The organism is Methylolobus aquaticus (genome assembly GCF_054172105.1).
Genome location: NZ_JBSYXP010000005.1, coordinates 306,414 through 321,509, shown reverse-complemented (window position 1 = coordinate 321,509; position 15,096 = coordinate 306,414). Strand labels below are relative to the sequence as shown.

Annotated in this window: 12 protein-coding genes; 7 read left to right on the top strand and 5 right to left on the bottom strand. The window is 63.7% G+C overall.

Going from position 1 to position 15,096, the window contains the following annotated elements:
- Positions 1-24: 24 nt before the first annotated feature.
- From ACW73L_RS09045 to rpiA, 3 genes are all read left to right on the top strand, one after another.
- Complete coding sequence (locus ACW73L_RS09045; protein WP_498921515.1) at positions 25-768, top strand: aldolase; 744 nt, start codon at positions 25-27, stop codon at positions 766-768.
- 124 nt (positions 769-892) lie between these two features.
- Positions 893-1,948, top strand: coding sequence for a transaldolase family protein (locus tag ACW73L_RS09040; RefSeq protein WP_498921513.1), 1,056 nt, complete (start codon positions 893-895; stop codon positions 1,946-1,948).
- 173 nt (positions 1,949-2,121) lie between these two features.
- Positions 2,122-2,799 carry a ribose-5-phosphate isomerase RpiA gene (gene rpiA, locus ACW73L_RS09035; protein WP_498921511.1) on the top strand — a complete coding sequence of 226 codons (678 nt, stop codon included), beginning with the start codon at positions 2,122-2,124 and terminating at the stop codon, positions 2,797-2,799.
- 19 nt (positions 2,800-2,818) lie between these two features.
- Here the strand turns inward: rpiA and ACW73L_RS09030 are convergent, their stop codons facing one another.
- Positions 2,819-5,155: a Lon protease family protein gene (locus tag ACW73L_RS09030; protein WP_498921509.1), complete on the bottom strand. Its 2,337-nt coding sequence runs from the start codon at positions 5,153-5,155 to the stop codon at positions 2,819-2,821.
- Positions 5,156-5,541: 386 nt separating this feature from the next.
- Between ACW73L_RS09030 and gap the strand changes: the two genes are divergently transcribed.
- The 3 genes from gap to ACW73L_RS09015 are packed head-to-tail and all read left to right on the top strand — an operon-like array spanning position 5,542 to position 9,084.
- Positions 5,542-6,555, top strand: coding sequence for a type I glyceraldehyde-3-phosphate dehydrogenase (gene gap / locus ACW73L_RS09025; RefSeq protein WP_129884929.1), 1,014 nt, complete (start codon positions 5,542-5,544; stop codon positions 6,553-6,555).
- A gap of 8 nt (positions 6,556-6,563) precedes the next feature.
- Positions 6,564-8,060 (top strand): pyruvate kinase, encoded by a 1,497-nt coding sequence (gene pyk / locus ACW73L_RS09020; RefSeq protein WP_498921507.1) that lies wholly within the window; start codon positions 6,564-6,566, stop codon positions 8,058-8,060.
- A 25-nt stretch (positions 8,061-8,085) separates the two neighbouring features.
- Complete coding sequence (locus ACW73L_RS09015) at positions 8,086-9,084, top strand: class 1 fructose-bisphosphatase (protein WP_498921505.1); 999 nt, start codon at positions 8,086-8,088, stop codon at positions 9,082-9,084.
- A 36-nt stretch (positions 9,085-9,120) separates the two neighbouring features.
- Here the strand turns inward: ACW73L_RS09015 and ACW73L_RS09010 are convergent, their stop codons facing one another.
- Positions 9,121-9,666: an HNH endonuclease gene (locus tag ACW73L_RS09010; RefSeq protein ID WP_498921503.1), complete on the bottom strand. Its 546-nt coding sequence runs from the start codon at positions 9,664-9,666 to the stop codon at positions 9,121-9,123.
- 398 nt (positions 9,667-10,064) lie between these two features.
- Between ACW73L_RS09010 and ACW73L_RS09005 the strand changes: the two genes are divergently transcribed.
- On the top strand, positions 10,065-12,278 hold the full coding sequence (locus tag ACW73L_RS09005; protein WP_498921501.1) for a primosomal protein N': 2,214 nt from the start codon (positions 10,065-10,067) through the stop codon (positions 12,276-12,278).
- A gap of 16 nt (positions 12,279-12,294) precedes the next feature.
- On the opposite strand, the gene ACW73L_RS09000 is transcribed toward ACW73L_RS09005, so the two are convergent.
- The 3 genes from ACW73L_RS09000 to nadC all read right to left on the bottom strand — a co-directional run bounded on the left by ACW73L_RS09000 (position 12,295) and on the right by nadC (position 15,088).
- Positions 12,295-13,311 carry an isocitrate/isopropylmalate dehydrogenase family protein gene (locus tag ACW73L_RS09000; protein ID WP_498921498.1) on the bottom strand — a complete coding sequence of 339 codons (1,017 nt, stop codon included), beginning with the start codon at positions 13,309-13,311 and terminating at the stop codon, positions 12,295-12,297.
- 76 nt (positions 13,312-13,387) lie between these two features.
- Entirely contained in the window at positions 13,388-14,164 is a 777-nt protein-coding gene (gene xth / locus ACW73L_RS08995) for an exodeoxyribonuclease III (protein ID WP_498921496.1), read from the bottom strand.
- A gap of 75 nt (positions 14,165-14,239) precedes the next feature.
- Positions 14,240-15,088, bottom strand: coding sequence for a carboxylating nicotinate-nucleotide diphosphorylase (gene nadC, locus ACW73L_RS08990; RefSeq protein ID WP_498921494.1), 849 nt, complete (start codon positions 15,086-15,088; stop codon positions 14,240-14,242).
- Positions 15,089-15,096 lie beyond the last annotated feature (8 nt).

Below are 15,096 nucleotides of genomic sequence, written 5' to 3'. Positions count from 1 at the left end.
CCGAACTCGCGAGACCGCAATCCCATGGTAAACCTCAGCCCGGACGAATGGCAGCTACGCCTGGATCTCGCTGCCGCCTTCCATCTCGCGGTCGAGTACGATCTGCACGAGGGCATCGCCAACCACTTCTCGGCCGTCCTGCCGGACGATCGCCACTTCCTGGTCAATCCTTTCGGGCTGCATTTCTCCGAGATCACCGCGTCGAACCTCATCGTCTGCGATTTCGAGGGCCGAGTCGTCCGCGGTGAGGGCGAACCCGCCGCATCCGCTCACCATATTCACGCGCCGATCCACCGCCGCGTGCCTCGCGCCCGTGTACTGATGCACACCCACCAGCCGCATGCGACCGCACTGACGATGCTCCGCGACGGCCGCCTCGAATGGGCGCTGCACACCAGTTGCCGATTCCACGGCCGGGTCGCCTACGACACCGACTACGATGGGGTGGCCCTGAGCGACTCGGTCGGGGAGCGCATGGCCAGTATCCTCGGACAAGCGGAATTGCTGTTTCTCGGCAATCATGGGGTCATGACGGCGGCGCCCTCCGTGGCACAGGCCTGGGACGACCTGTACTTCGTCGAGCGCGCAGCGCAGACGCAACTCCTCGCCATGAGCAGCGGGCAGCCGCTGGCCATCCTCGACCCGGCGTTGATCGAGCAGGTGGCGGCCCAGACACGCTACGAACGCTTCGAACTGGGCTATATCGAACGCCACTTCGCGGCACAGAAGCGGCGCCTGGACGCGGCCGGAGGAGCGTACCGGCGCTGATCGTCCTCGTGCCGGCTGCCTGGCCGTTTCGATAGCGAACAGTGCGGGTGAATTGTCGCCGGCGGTTCGGGTCTAACACATGGCAACGTTCACCTGCCGTTCCCGACCGGAACAGGAGGCTGCCATGTCTCTGCAATCGCTGATCCAATCCGGCACCAAACTCTGGCTCGATTCGATCGACCCGGACCTCGTCGAGCGCAACCGGACGCTCGGAGCGACCGGGGCCACCTCGAACCCCATCATCATCGCCGACATCATCAACACCGGCCGCTTCGATGCGCACATGCGGGCCTTGATCGACGAGCGGATGGACGATGCGGCCATCCTGTGGGAGATGACCGACTACCTGGTCCGCCGCGCGCAGGACGTGTTCCTGCCGGTCTGGGAAGAGACGCACGGCAACGATGGCTATGTCAGTTTCGAACTCGACCCGCTGCTGGAAGACCGGGAACTCGGACCACCTCACGAGCGACGGGTCCGCGAATACGTCGAACTCGGCAAGCACTGGGGGCGCGGTCACGTCAACCGGCTGATCAAGATCCCCGCGACGGCGGCGGGGCTCGATTCACTGGAGGAGCTCGCTGCAGCCGGAATCAACCTTAACGTCACGCTGATTTTCTCGGAGCGGCAGTACCGTATCGCGCGGGATGCGATCTGGCGCGGCGCTCAGCGCCGCGGTGACTTCCGCCATTTCAAGAGCGTCTACAGCATCTTCGTATCGCGGGTCGACGTGTACACGGAGAAACACGTGCCCGAGCTCAGCCCGGCGGCGCAAGGACTGGTGGGTATCGTCAACGTCAAGCGCCTGTGGCGGCTCAATGAGGAATTCTGGCGAGACAAGCAGCTGCCGCTACAGCAGGAAATCGTCTTCGCGAGCACCGGCACCAAGCGCCCGCAGGATCCTCCCGACAAGTACGTGGAGGCGCTGGCCGGCAGCGACATCCAGACCAATCCGCCGGCCACCAACGAGGCCGTCGATAGACTCGGCAAGGCCTACACACGGCTCGTGGATCGGTTGCCGGAGCAGTCGGTTCTGGACGAGATCGACGCCAGGGTCGACGCAGCAAGGCTGGAAGCAGTGCTGATGGACGAGGGCACGGCGAAATTCGCCGAGCCGCACAAGGCGCTGTTGCGGCTGATCGCCCAGAAACATAAGAGCCTCGAAACGGAAGCCGTCTGATCCATTGCCTATCCGGATGCGGGCACGGCACGGCCTAGAGCCGTTCGTCGCCCGCCGCCTGACGATTCCTGGGAGCCCTGGGCGAGACGCCCAGGGCAACGCTTGACAAGGCGCGAGGGGCAGCGCATCGTCCCCCGAAGGCTCTTCCAAGGCATTTGAATTCCCTTATTTTTATGAGCGATAAAGAACTCGTCGCCCGTCACGCCGCGGCACAGGTTGAAGCGGGCATGCTCATCGGGCTGGGCACCGGCTCGACCGCCAATTGTTTCATCGCGGAACTGGCGCGCCGACAGCGCGATGAAGGTCTCTCGGTCATGACCGTCGCCAGTTCGGTGATCAGTGGCATCAAGGCACGGCAACACGGCCTGCCGCTGACGGCCATCGAAAATGTCGGCCGGCTGGACCTGTATGTGGACGGCGCCGATGAAGTCGCCCCGGACCTGACGGTGTTGAAGGGTCGCGGCTCGGATCTGGTGCGGGAGAAACTGTTGGCCCGCGGCAGCGATCGCTTCCTGGTCCTGGTCGACCGCAGCAAGCTGGTCGCCCGAATCGGCGAGCGGTTCCCGATCCCGGTGGAGGTGATGCCGTTTGCCTGGCAACTGGTCAAACAGCGCCTCGAGGCCCTGGGCGGCAGCGGCGATCTGCGGCCCAATGCAGCCGGTGACGGCCTGGCGGTCACGTCGCACGGCAGCCTGGTCCTCGACATGCACTTTGCCCCGGACCTGAACTGCACCGAGCTCGATACGGCCCTGAACGACACACCGGGCGTCGTCGAACATGGCATCTTCCGCGGGCTGACCAGTGCAGTCCTTATTGCGGCCGACGGACAGATCGAGGAGCGGTACCCATAGAATCGCTCCGGCGTCGCGCTCAATCGCGCGGAGTATCGCGGGACAGGGCAGAGTATTTTTCCAGGCGGGCCAGGGCGAGATCGTTGATCGCAGGTGCGGGTTTGCCGGTCAGGAGTTCCAGCGCCTCATCCACGGTCCGCACCGGATACACGCCGAACAGCCCGGCGCGCGCGGCCCGGACCACGTCATCGCGCAATACCAGATTGTCGCGATTGGCCCACGGGATCAGGACCCCCTGAACTCCGTTAAGTGAGCGCGCCGCGCAGAGTTCGAAGAAACCTTCGATTTTCTCATTGACACCGCCGACCGCCTGAACCTCGCCGTACTGGTTGATCGACGCGGTGACGGCAAAAGACTGCCGCAGCGGGATGCCCGTCAGGGCGGAGATCAGCGCACACAACTCCGCGAGCGCGGCCGAATCGCCATCCACGTAGCCGTAGGACTGCTCCAGCGCGAGATTGGCGGAGATCGCCAGCGGAAAGCGCCGCGCATACTTCTGCCCGAGATACCCCGCCAGGATCATGACGCCCTTCGAATGGATGGCCTGGCCCAGCTCTGCTTCACGCTCGATATCGACCACCCCGCGCGCGCCGGGACAGACGGTCGCGCTGACGCGCGCCGGCATTCCGATCCGGGCATCGCCGATCTCGGCCAGTGTCAGTGCGTTGGCCCGACCGACGGCCACACCCTCAGTATCGATCAGCACGATGCCGTCGAGGATATCGCGGAGCAGGTATTCGGCGGCGCGCCCCGCACGCTCGCGCTGTGCCGCCAGGGCGTCATGCACGTGGGCGGCCTCAATCTGGAGGGCGCCTGCGCGGAGACGCATGAAGTCCGCCTCCAGCGCGACCTGGACCATTGGCGCGATATGCGGCGAGAGCCGGCGACGATGCGCGACCACGCGGCTGCTGAAGTCGCACAGGGCCACCATGGCCGGCGCGGTCAGCGGCGGCAGCCCCTGCGCCTCGGTCAAGGTCTTCAGCAGCCTGGCGTAGTTGCAGGTAAAGCCTGTATCACGCGGGAAGTACCCATCGAACTCGGCCAGCACGCGGAACAATTCGGGGAATTCCGCATCCAGCGAACGGAGCTCGTAGTAAAGGTCGTGTGGTCCCAGGAGTGCGATCTTGACCCGTAGCGGCAGCGGGGCGGGGCTCAGCGTCGCAACGGCCGGTCCGCCCTGCTCGGCGGAGGACGATTCGATCCGCAACCAACCGCTTTTGACGGCTCGCTTCAGTGCGGACCACACCGCGGGATCCTCGAGCACCTTCGCTGCCTCGAGTATCAGGAATCCGCCGTTGGCGTGATGGAGGGCGCCCGGGAAGATCAGGTGATGGTCGGCGATCAGCGAGCCCTGCTCGCTGGCGAACTCGATCCGCCCGAACAGATTCGACAGACTCGGATTCGGCTCGTAAATCACTGGCGCGCCACAGTCCGGTGCGTGGCTGACCAGCACGCGGGGCGTGTAACGCCGACGCAGCCAATCCGCGCCGGGGGCTTCGCGGTCCGGCTCGCTCTCGTCGTCCAGGCGGGGCGCCAGCACGCGGCACAGATCCCGCTCGATGGCCTGCAGGTGGCGGGTGACACCGTCGAATGCGCGGTACTTCTCCACGAGCACGCCCAGCGGTGAGCGAATGGCATTGGCCATCGCTTCGGACGCCAACGCGCGCAGCTGCTCGTCGCGCTCCTGGCGCCACCGGGGCAGGTCGACCAGTGCATCGCCCAGTGTGGTCTCGACCTGGCAGGACGCGGCCTGGAACCGCTCGCGCTCGGCAGCCGTGAGGGCGGCATCCTCGATCACGCGACCGTCCCGTAGCGGCGCGAACGACAAGGCCTCGCCATCGCGCAGTACGGCCACCCCGATGGCCTTCGCCCCTGCTGCAACCCGCTCCAGCACGGCGTCACAGCGAAGTTGCAGGGCGCGCATCGCGCGGCTGCGGCGCCGCTGGTAGGCCGGATTGCCGGCGACCGCGGCGAGGTTCGCGGTAACGGCATCGATCAGGCCCTCGATATCGGTTGCCAGCACACTGCCCTGACGCGGGGGCAAGCGGAGCGGAGCCGGCTCGCGCGGCTCGTCGAAACGGTTCAGGTACAGCCAGTCACCCGGAGACGGCTGACCCTGCGCCGCAGCCCTGAGCTGCTGCCGGAGCAGCGACAGCCGTCCCGTCCCCGGCTCGCCCATGACGAACACGTTGTAGCCCTCACCCGGCATCGCGACCGCCAGGCTGATCGCATCGATGGCGCGGCGATGCCCCAACGGACCCTCCCAAGCCTCGAGCTCCGCTGTCGTTGCGAATGGCAGGCGGCGGGTTGCGGCCGGCGGTATCAGATCATCCGGGGGCAGCGGCGATAAGGGCATGAGGCTCCCCGTAGCGGGTTGAGTTAAAAGGACGACGGCAGGGGACGCGGCCCTCGCGGCGACGATACACGTTGCAATCGCAATTGGCTGCCGCCCCTCCGGATTCCCGTCAAGGCGTTCTCGGATACGCTATCGCCGGACCCGGGGCATCGCAAGAACTGGACGCCGGACCCGCCGGCTTGCTACCATTCGCGTCCTAAATTCGGGTTTTCTGGCGCATTTTGAGAGTCGGTCGGTCAACGCTTTCGGTAGGGGAATCCTCAGTCCTGGGCTTCACGTCCGGGCCTTCCCTGTCCTGGTCCGTTTTCCGTTGCCCGGCTCACTCCCTCCTCCACGCGCCGGCTTTCTTCTTCTAAGGCACTGATTCACTCAACCGGGAGACGCGTATGTCGATCAAGGTGGCTATCAATGGGTACGGCCGTATCGGGCGAAACATTCTTCGCGCTCTGTACGAGAACAAGCGCACCAGCGAGATCCAGATCGTCGCGATCAACGATCTGGGCGATGCCAACACCAACGCGCATCTGACCAAGTACGACACCGTACACGGCCGGTTCAGCGGCGAGGTATCGGTCGATGGCGATTACATGATCGTCAACGGCGACCGGATCCGGGTGCTGGCCGAACGTGACCCGGCCAAGTTGCCGTGGGCCGAACTGGGCATCGACGTCGTGCACGAATGCACCGGTATTTTCACGTCGAAGGCAAAGTGCTCCGCGCATATCAGCGCCGGTGCCAAGAAAGTCATCCTGTCGGCGCCGGGCGGCGAAGACGTGGATGCGACCATCGTCTACGGCGTCAACCACGGAACGCTGAAGAGCACCGACACGGTGATCTCGAATGCGTCATGCACGACGAACTGCCTCGCGCCGCTGGTCAAGCCGCTGCACGAGAAGATCGGTCTCGTGAACGGTCTGATGACCACGATTCATTCGTATACCAACGATCAGGTGCTGACCGACGTCTTCCACAAGGATTTGCGCCGCGCCCGTTCGGCGACCATGTCGATGATCCCAACCAAGACCGGTGCAGCCGCTGCGGTCGGCCTGGTGCTGCCGGAGCTGAACGGCAAACTCGACGGCTTCGCGGTCCGCGTGCCGACCATCAACGTTTCGCTGGTCGACTTGTCATTCGTCGCGGCGAAGCCAACGAGCAAGGACGAAGTGAACGGCATCCTGAAGGCCGCGTCGGAAGGCGAACTTAAAGGCGTCCTGGAATACAACGCCCTGCCGCTGGTATCGATGGACTATAACCATTCGACCGCCTCGTCCGTGTTCGATTCCACGCTGACCAAGGTCAGCAAGGACGGCACGCTGGTCAAGGTGCTGTCCTGGTACGACAACGAGTGGGGTTTCTCGAACCGGATGCTCGACACCACCATCGCGCTGATGAAGGCCTGAGAAAGCCGATGATCACCAATACCTCGATGAACTGGATGCGACGCACCAAGATCATTGCGACCCTTGGACCCGCGACTGATGAACCGGCGGCTTTGCGTTCCGTTCTCGAGGCCGGTGTCGACGTAGTTCGCCTGAATTTTTCTCACGGCACACCGGAACAGCATCTGCGCCGGGCCAATCTGGTTAGGCAGTTTGCGGAGGAACTCGGACGCCACATCGGCATTCTGGTCGATCTGCAAGGCCCGAAGATTCGCATCGCCCGATTCAGCGGAGATCGCAAGATCCAGCTCGAACCGGGCGCTCCGTTCGCGATCGACCCGGCCCTGCCCGCCGATGCCGGTGACGATACCCAGGTGGGCTGCTGCTACCAGGAGTTGCCGGCGGATGTCAAAGCCGGCGACAGCCTGTTGTTGAACGACGGCCTGATCGAACTCGAGGTCGAATCCGTCCAGGGCAGCCGAGTGGCCTGCCGGGTCGTGATCGGCGGCGAACTCTCCAATCACAAAGGTATCAACAAGAAGGGCGGCGGCCTTTCCGCCAGCGCCCTGACCGACAAGGACCGCGCCGACATCCTCACCGCGGTCGAGATCGGGGCCGACTATCTCGCCATTTCGTTTCCGCGCACCGCGGATGATGTCCGCGAAGCACGATCCTTGCTGCGCAAGGCCGGCGGCGATGCCGCCATCGTCTCGAAAATCGAGCGCGCCGAGGCCCTGCATCCTGGCGTCATCGAGGAAATCGTCGATGTCTCCGACGCCATCATGGTGGCCCGCGGCGATCTTGGCGTCGAAATCGGCGACGCTCAACTGCCGTGGGTTCAGAAGCAGCTCATCGGCATGGCACGCGCCCGCAATCGCGTCGTGATCACGGCGACGCAGATGATGGAATCGATGATCCAGAATCCGCAGCCGACCCGTGCCGAAGTGTTCGACGTCGCGAATGCCGTGATCGACGGCACCGACGCCGTGATGCTGTCGGCGGAGACCGCCAGCGGGCGCTTTCCGGATCGGGCCGTCGCCGCGATGGACCGGGTATGCCTCGAAGCCGAGAAACACCCGCGCGCCCGGCAGTCGGATCACCGGATCGACGAACATTTCGACCGGATCGACGAAGCGATCGCGATGTCGGCCATGTATGCCGCCAACCATACCAAGGTTTGCGCCATCGGCGCCCTGACCGAGACCGGCTCCACGCCGCTGTGGATGTCGCGCATCAGCTCGGGGATTCCGATCTTCGCATTGACGCCGCACGAACGGACCTGCCGCAAGGTCGCCTTGTTCCGTGGCGTTTACCCCATCTCCTTCCACCACGATACCTCGGATCACGCCGAGCTGAACCGCGCCATCGTCGAGCAGTTGATGGCGCTGGGCGTCGCCAAGCCGGATGATCTGGTCATCCTGACGAAGGGCGACCTAACCGGCGTCAAGGGTGGCACCAACGCCATGAAAATCGCCCGGATCTCGGAAGTGCTGGCCGCTGCCCCGCAGCGTTCCGCGGCCGGCTGACCCGGCACGACGGGACAGGCCCAGGATGCGCGGGGAGTCGCTGACGCAGTTCCTGATCCACGAACAGCGCAAGACACCGGCCGCGAGTGGCGAGTTCACGCTGCTGCTGAACGACATCGCGGCCGCCTGCAAGGCCATTGCCCATGAGGTCAATCGGGGGGCACTGGCCGGCAATCTGGGCTTGGCCGGTTCGAGCAATGTCCAGGGCGAGGCGCAGAAAAAACTCGATCTGATCGCCAATGAACTGTTCCTGCGCTCGCTGGAATGGACCGGCCACTTCGCGGCAATGGCCTCGGAGGAAAATGACGAGATCGTTCCGATTCCTGCGGCGCTACCGCGCGGCAAATATCTCGTCTGCTTCGATCCCCTTGATGGATCGTCCAATATCGATCTGAATCTCTCGGTCGGTACGATCTTCTCGGTGTTGCGCTGCCCGGACCACTGTGAAGCCGCCACTGAAAGCGCCTTCCTGCAACCGGGCACGAAACAGGTCAGCGCCGGTTTCTGCATTTACGGACCGACGACGATCATGGTGCTGACCACCGGGAATGGCGTCAACGGTTTCACGCTCGATCGCGATGTCGGGGAGTTCATACTGACTCACCCGAACATCCGGATTCCCGAGGACACGCGAGAATTCGCGATCAACATGTCGAACCAGCGCTTCTGGGAAGCGCCGGTTCAACGCTACGTGGACGAATGCGTGCGCGGTGAAACCGGCATGCGCGACAAGAATTTCAACATGCGCTGGATCGCCTCGCTGGTAGCCGAGGTTTACCGCATCCTGACGCGTGGCGGAATCTTCCTGTACCCGTCCGACAGCCGCCCCGGGGGACAGTCCGGCCATCTGCGGCTGATGTACGAAGCCAACCCCATGAGCTTCATCGTCGAACAGGCCGGGGGCGCGAGTTCGAACGGGCGCGAGCGCATCATGGAACTGCAGCCCACCGCGATTCATCAGCGCGTCCCGTTGATACTGGGGTCAAAGAACGAGGTCGAACGGGTCGTCGGCTATCACCGTTAAGGGACGCGACATGCGCCTGGGTTCGCGATCCGCGCGTCAACTTGACCGCTGGTGCAACGGACTTCGCCTAGGGAAGTGGGCCCGCAGAAATTCCATCTGGTCCGACAGTACCCGCCGACCCTGCAAATACACGTATTCGGCATGCGTCGGCGCGAAAGGGATTGCCAGCAACTCCATGCCCGCCTGCTCCGGCGTCCTGCCCGCCTTGTGGTTATTGCAGCGCTTGCAGGCCGTAACCACATTGTTCCAATGATCTGTGCCACCGCGGCTGATCGGCCGGACATGGTCCCGCGACAATTCGGAATGGCGGAAGCGCTGCCCGCAGTAGAGGCACAGATAGCCATCCCGCCGAAACAGGGCCGGATTATTCAGTGGGGGGACATAGCCGGAGTTCACCTTGTATCCGGTGTGCGGATGTCCATGGGTTGCGATAATCGAGTTGACCGTTATCACGCTCCGGCACCCGGTGCGCGCGTTGATCCCGCCGCGTAATTGATAAAGCACCGAGCCGCAAGCATACGCAACCTGTTCCAGATGGTAGAGTTTCGCAGCCTCCTGGTAACCGATCCATTCGAGAGGCATCCCCGAACTATCGGTGCGAAGTACCTGGAACTGACAGACCAACATATTCCCTCCGGAAAATCGCAAGGTGTTGAGCTACGGACTCGTCAAGGCTTTGACAACGTCGACAACGAGTTATTCACAAGCGCTGTTGCGCGCTTGTCAAGTCCGCGGGGTTGGCGTATTAAGCAGGCTTCAGTGGCTTCGCGCCAGCTCAAGTGTTTGATTTCTCGTTTTGCCGTTATTGTTGTCGAAATTTTTTACAGTAATAAGAAGGTACATGCGCGACAACGGTTCCCGGCGATTTCTAAACCCCAACTCACAGACTTATCCACAGAATCTGTGGATAACGCCATCCAGCGTCCGGAAACCGGCATGACTGTCAGCATTGCGGGGCGTCGACCCGAACCGGTTAGCCATTGACAACCATCTGGCGCGTGGCGGTCCCCGTCCCGCTCTACCGAATATTCGACTACCTGCCGATTCCCGGGTCACCGACGCCGCAACCGGGCTGCCGCATCAGGGTACCGTTCGGTGTGCAATCCCTTGTCGGGTGTCTGCTCGACATCGTCGACGGCTCGGATGTGGAGCCCGCTCGACTTAGAACCGCGGCCGCAGTCCTCGACGAATCACCGCTGCTTCGTACGGAGGACCTGGGATTGTTGACGTGGGCGGCGCGTTATTACCACCATCCCCTGGGTGAAGTGCTGCTGACCGCCTTCCCGGTCTTACTCCGGAAGGGCCGTTCACCCATGCTCGCATCCCGCAAATACCTCGCGCTCACCGAGACTGGCATAAGATCTCCATTGGATACGCTAAGCCGCGCGCCGCGTCAAGCCCTGCTGTTACGGGCCTTGCAGGAGGCCAATGGCCATCGGCTCGCGGAGTCGGTTCTTGCGGCGGCGTTGCCCGGCTGGCGCCGAGCGGTCCCGGCCCTTATTGCGAAAGGCCTCGCCTCCCACTGCGAACAGACGGACGATGACCGGTGGGCTTCGTCTCCGGACGACGTAAGTAGCCACCACGATCCGAAGCTCAACCCGGCCCAAGTCGCCGCAGTCAATGCCGTTGCGGAAACCTTCGGGCGATCGGCCACCTTCCTCCTCGAGGGCGTGACGGGGAGCGGCAAGACCGAGGTTTATCTGAGTCTCGTGCGACGGGTGATGGCGCGGGGCGAGCAGTGTTTGCTGCTGCTGCCGGAGATCAGCCTGACACCCCAGATCGAACAGCGGTTCGTCAACGGGCTCGGCCGCAGCGTCCCGGTCTTCCATTCCCGCCTGTCCGAACTCGAGCGCCTGCAGTCATGGATCGCGCTGCAGAGCGGCGCCGCACCGATACTGCTCGGCACACGATCCGCGGTGTTCTGTCCGATGCAGCGACCAGGGCTGATCATCGTCGATGAGGAACATGAGGCATCGTACAAGCAGCAGGACGGGTTTCGCTTCTCGGCACGCGACGTCGCGATCAAGCGCGCCCGCGACCTCGGAATTCCGATCGTGCTCGGCTCGGCCACCCCAAGCCTGGAGAGCCTGTGGAACGCGGAGCGGCAGCGCTATTGCCGGTTGCACCTTCCGGAGCGCGCCGGCGGGGCTGCCGCCCCGCCGCTGCGCTTGGTGGATGTGCGGCGACAACGCCTGATCGAAGGTCTCTCGCGCCGCTTGATAGAGGCAATAGAAGGCACGCTGTCCGAAGGGCATCAGGCCTTGCTGTTCATCAATCGGCGGGGCTATGCCCCGACCCTGATCTGCAACGACTGCGGTTGGGTCGCCGAGTGTCGCGCCTGTGACGCCCGACTGGTGATCCACCAGCGGGAAAACCGCCTGCGCTGTCACCACTGCGCCTACGAGCAGGCGGTACCGCGGGGATGTCCATCCTGCGGGGGGCGCGACCTGCGTCCCCTGGGGATGGGCACCGAACGGATCGAGCAGGCTCTGGAGGAACTATTCCCGGCCGCCCGGCTCACGCGGATCGATCGGGACAGCACCGCCACCAGCGGAAGTCTTCAGGAAAAGCTCGCCGACGTGCATTCCGGGGATGTCGACATCCTGATCGGAACGCAGATGCTGGCCAAGGGCCACCATTTCCCTCGCGTCACGTTGGTGGGAATCGTCGATGCCGACTCAATGCTGTTCGCGACTGATTTCCGCGCCAGCGAGCGTATGGCCCAACTCATTGTGCAGGTGGCAGGCCGCGCCGGACGCGCAGAACAACCCGGCACGGTTCTGCTGCAAACACGGAACCCCGAGCATCCGCTGCTGCAGACGCTGATCGACAAGGGATACCCCGGTTTTGCAGCGCTGGCGCTGGAAGACCGCAGAGCGGCGGGCCTGCCACCCTTCGGCCACCTTGCAGTGTGGCGCGCCGAAGCAATCGACGGCGAAGCACCGCAGCGCTTTCTGACGCGTCTGCGGGAGCACGCCCTCGCTTGCTGCGGCGACGGGATCGAGGTGCTCGGCCCGGCGCCTGCGCCGATGCTGCGGCAGTCAGGCCGGCACCGCTATCAACTGTTGCTGCAAAGTCGGGAGCGGCCCGCACTGCACGCAGTGCTCGATCAACTGCAGCCGCAGTTGACCGGCCTGGCGCGCGCGTGCCAAGTGCGCTGGTCGCTGGATGTCGATCCCACCGACTGCTACTGAATGGACCCCCGCGCCTCTACAGTCGAGCGATGATCGCATCGGTCATCGCTGTAGTACCGTCCTTGGATCCCTTCTTCAGATCCGGCGTCAGGGTCTTGCCTTCCTTGATCACCGCCCGGACAGCCTGTTCGATCCGGTCGGCAGCCTCCGGCTCTCCCAGATGCCGCAACATCATCGCACCCGCGATGATCGTCGCGGTCGGGTTGGCGATGCCCAGTTCGGCTATGTCCGGGGCGCTGCCATGCACCGCCTCGAACAGCGCAGCGTCGGTCCCGATGTTCGCGCCAGCCGTCAGGCCCAGGCCTCCCACCAAGCCCGCCGCCAGATCCGACAGAATGTCCCCGAACAGATTCGTCGTCACGATGACGTCGAAGATCTCCGGCTTCATGACGAGTTGCATACAGCAGGCATCCACGATGCGGTCGTCGAACTCGATGTCCGGATAGTCCTTGGCTACCTCGCGCCCGATCTCCAGGAACAGCCCCGAGGAACATTTGAGGATGTTCGCCTTGTGGACGAGCGTTACCTTTTTGCGGCGTGCCTGACGTGCAAAGTCGAACGCGTAACGGATGATCCGTTCCGAGCCTTTGCGGGTGATAACCGCGATGCTCTCTGCCGCGATTTTCTCCTGATCGACCTTGATGAAGTGCTCGATGCCGGCGTAGAGCCCTTCGGTGTTCTCGCGGATCGTGACCAGATCCACATGCGGAAACGGCAGGTCGTCCATGCCCTCGAAGGACAGGGCTGGCCGCACATTGGCGTAGAGATTGAAGGCCTGACGCAAGGTCACGTTGACGCTGCGATACCCGCCGCCGACCGGGGTCGTCAGCGGTCCCTTGAGACACACGCGGTGGCGCCGTATCGACTCCAGCGTTTCATCCGGGAGGGGCGTCGCATGCTTTTCGACCGCCGCCATGCCGGCCAGTTGCGGATCCCAGTCGATCCGGACGCCAGCGGCTTCGATGACCCGAACAGTCGCATCCACGATAGCGGGGCCGATGCCATCGCCGGGTATGAGTGTCACATGATGCATAGGTGCTTTCCAGAATGAACGAGGAGAGTGAGGTATAAAGTGCCGGGGCGTGAGTCGTTCTCGAGTCGCGCTTCCGTCAGGGCGCAGCCGCAAACGCCGCCCAGACCGGTGCATGGTCCGATGGGCGTTCCAGCCTCCGCGGTTCGGTATCGATCGCGCACGACTGAATGCGCTCCTTCAACGCGTCGCTGAGCAGGATCAGATCGATTCGCAAGCCCTGGTTGCGTCGGAAAGCCCCGGTGCGGTAGTCCCACCACGAATAGCTCGCCTCCGGCTGCTCAAACAGACGGAAGGCGTCGGACAGTGGCAGGGCACTCAAGCGGCGGAGGGCTTCGCGCTCCGGCGTGCTGCACAGAATGCGCTCGCGCCATGCCTCCGGATCGTAGACATCGGAATCTTCCGGCGCGATGTTGAAGTCGCCGACGACCGCCAGTGACGGACAGCGAGACAACTCGTGCTCCAGGAACGACCGCATCTTCATCAGCCAGTCCAGCTTGTACGCATATTTCTCGGAACCGACCTCGCTACCGTTCGGTACATAGAGATTCACGATGCGCACACCGTCGACGGTCACGGCCAGAACACGCCGCTGGGGATCCTCGGCGAGTTGAGGAGGGTCCGTCACGCAGTCGAGCGCGGGACTGCGACTGAGCACCGCCACGCCGTTATAGGTACGCTGACCGCTGAAGACCGCGCGATAACCGATATCCTCAAACGCCGCTACTGGGAACTCCGGGTCCGTGACCTTCGTTTCCTGCAAGGCCAACGCGTCGGGTTGATGCCGTTCCAGCCACGCGAGGACATGCGGCAAGCGCACGCGCAGCGAGTTTACGTTCCAGGTCGCAATCTTCACGTTCGCCGCTGTGCTCCGATCAGCGCCGTGTCTGCACTAAATTGGAACAAGTCCCCGCCATCGCACCAGCCACATTCAGAGATCGAGATCGATGCGCAGGGACAAATCCACGGCACGAACATTCTTGGTCAACGCACCGACCGAAAGGTAGTCGACGCCCGTTTCAGCCAATGGCCGGATGGTCTCCAGCGACAGATTGCCCGAGACTTCCAGCGCCGCTCTGCCCGCCGTACGCTGCACGGCTTGGCGGATCCGGTCAATTTCAAAATTATCCAGCAATATCCGTTCCACACCTACCGCGAGCGCCTGATCAAGCTCATCCAGCGTTTCGACCTCGATTTCCACGGTCAGGTCCGGAGCGACCTCCCGAGCCGCCCGCACGGCCAGCGCAATCGAGCCGCAAGCCAGGATATGGTTTTCCTTGATCAAAATGGCGTCGAACAGGCCGAGCCGGTGATTGTGGCAACCGCCACAGCGCACCGCATACTTCTGCGCCAGCCGCAGTCCGGGGACGGTCTTGCGGGTATCGAGGACCTTGACACCGGTACCGGCCACGGCACGCGCGTAGGAACGCGCCAGCGTGGCGGTGCCACTCAGGGTCTGCAACAGGTTCAACGCGGTGCGCTCGCCGGTCAGCAAGGCCCGCGCACTACCGGACAGGCGACACAACACCCGATCCGCGGCGAGCTCGTCGCCGTCCTCGGCCTGCCACACCAGCGAGACCTCGGGATCCAAGTGCCGAAATACCGCATCGAACCAGGGACGGCCGCAGAGAACCATCGCCTCGCGGGTGGTCAGGGTCGCCGACGCGGTTGCCGTCGCCGGCACGATCAATGCGGTCACGTCGCCCGTGCCCACGTCTTCGGCCAGTAGCGAGGCGATTTGCCCGGGATCGACGGCGAGGGGTTCGATTCGGGTATTCACGGTAGCGT

Bases quoted from the DNA above. Each gene is read 5' to 3' on its own strand.
- ACW73L_RS09045 (WP_498921515.1), top strand. From the start codon at position 25: ATGGTAAACCTCAGCCCGGACGAATGGCAGCTACGCCTGGATCTCGCT.
- ACW73L_RS09040 (WP_498921513.1), top strand. From the start codon at position 893: ATGTCTCTGCAATCGCTGATCCAATCCGGCACCAAACTCTGGCTCGAT.
- rpiA (WP_498921511.1), top strand. From the start codon at position 2,122: ATGAGCGATAAAGAACTCGTCGCCCGTCACGCCGCGGCACAGGTTGAA.
- ACW73L_RS09030 (WP_498921509.1), bottom strand. From the start codon at position 5,155: ATGCCCTTATCGCCGCTGCCCCCGGATGATCTGATACCGCCGGCCGCA.
- gap (WP_129884929.1), top strand. From the start codon at position 5,542: ATGTCGATCAAGGTGGCTATCAATGGGTACGGCCGTATCGGGCGAAAC.
- pyk (WP_498921507.1), top strand. From the start codon at position 6,564: ATGATCACCAATACCTCGATGAACTGGATGCGACGCACCAAGATCATT.
- ACW73L_RS09015 (WP_498921505.1), top strand. From the start codon at position 8,086: ATGCGCGGGGAGTCGCTGACGCAGTTCCTGATCCACGAACAGCGCAAG.
- ACW73L_RS09010 (WP_498921503.1), bottom strand. From the start codon at position 9,666: ATGCCTCTCGAATGGATCGGTTACCAGGAGGCTGCGAAACTCTACCAT.
- ACW73L_RS09000 (WP_498921498.1), bottom strand. From the start codon at position 13,311: ATGCATCATGTGACACTCATACCCGGCGATGGCATCGGCCCCGCTATC.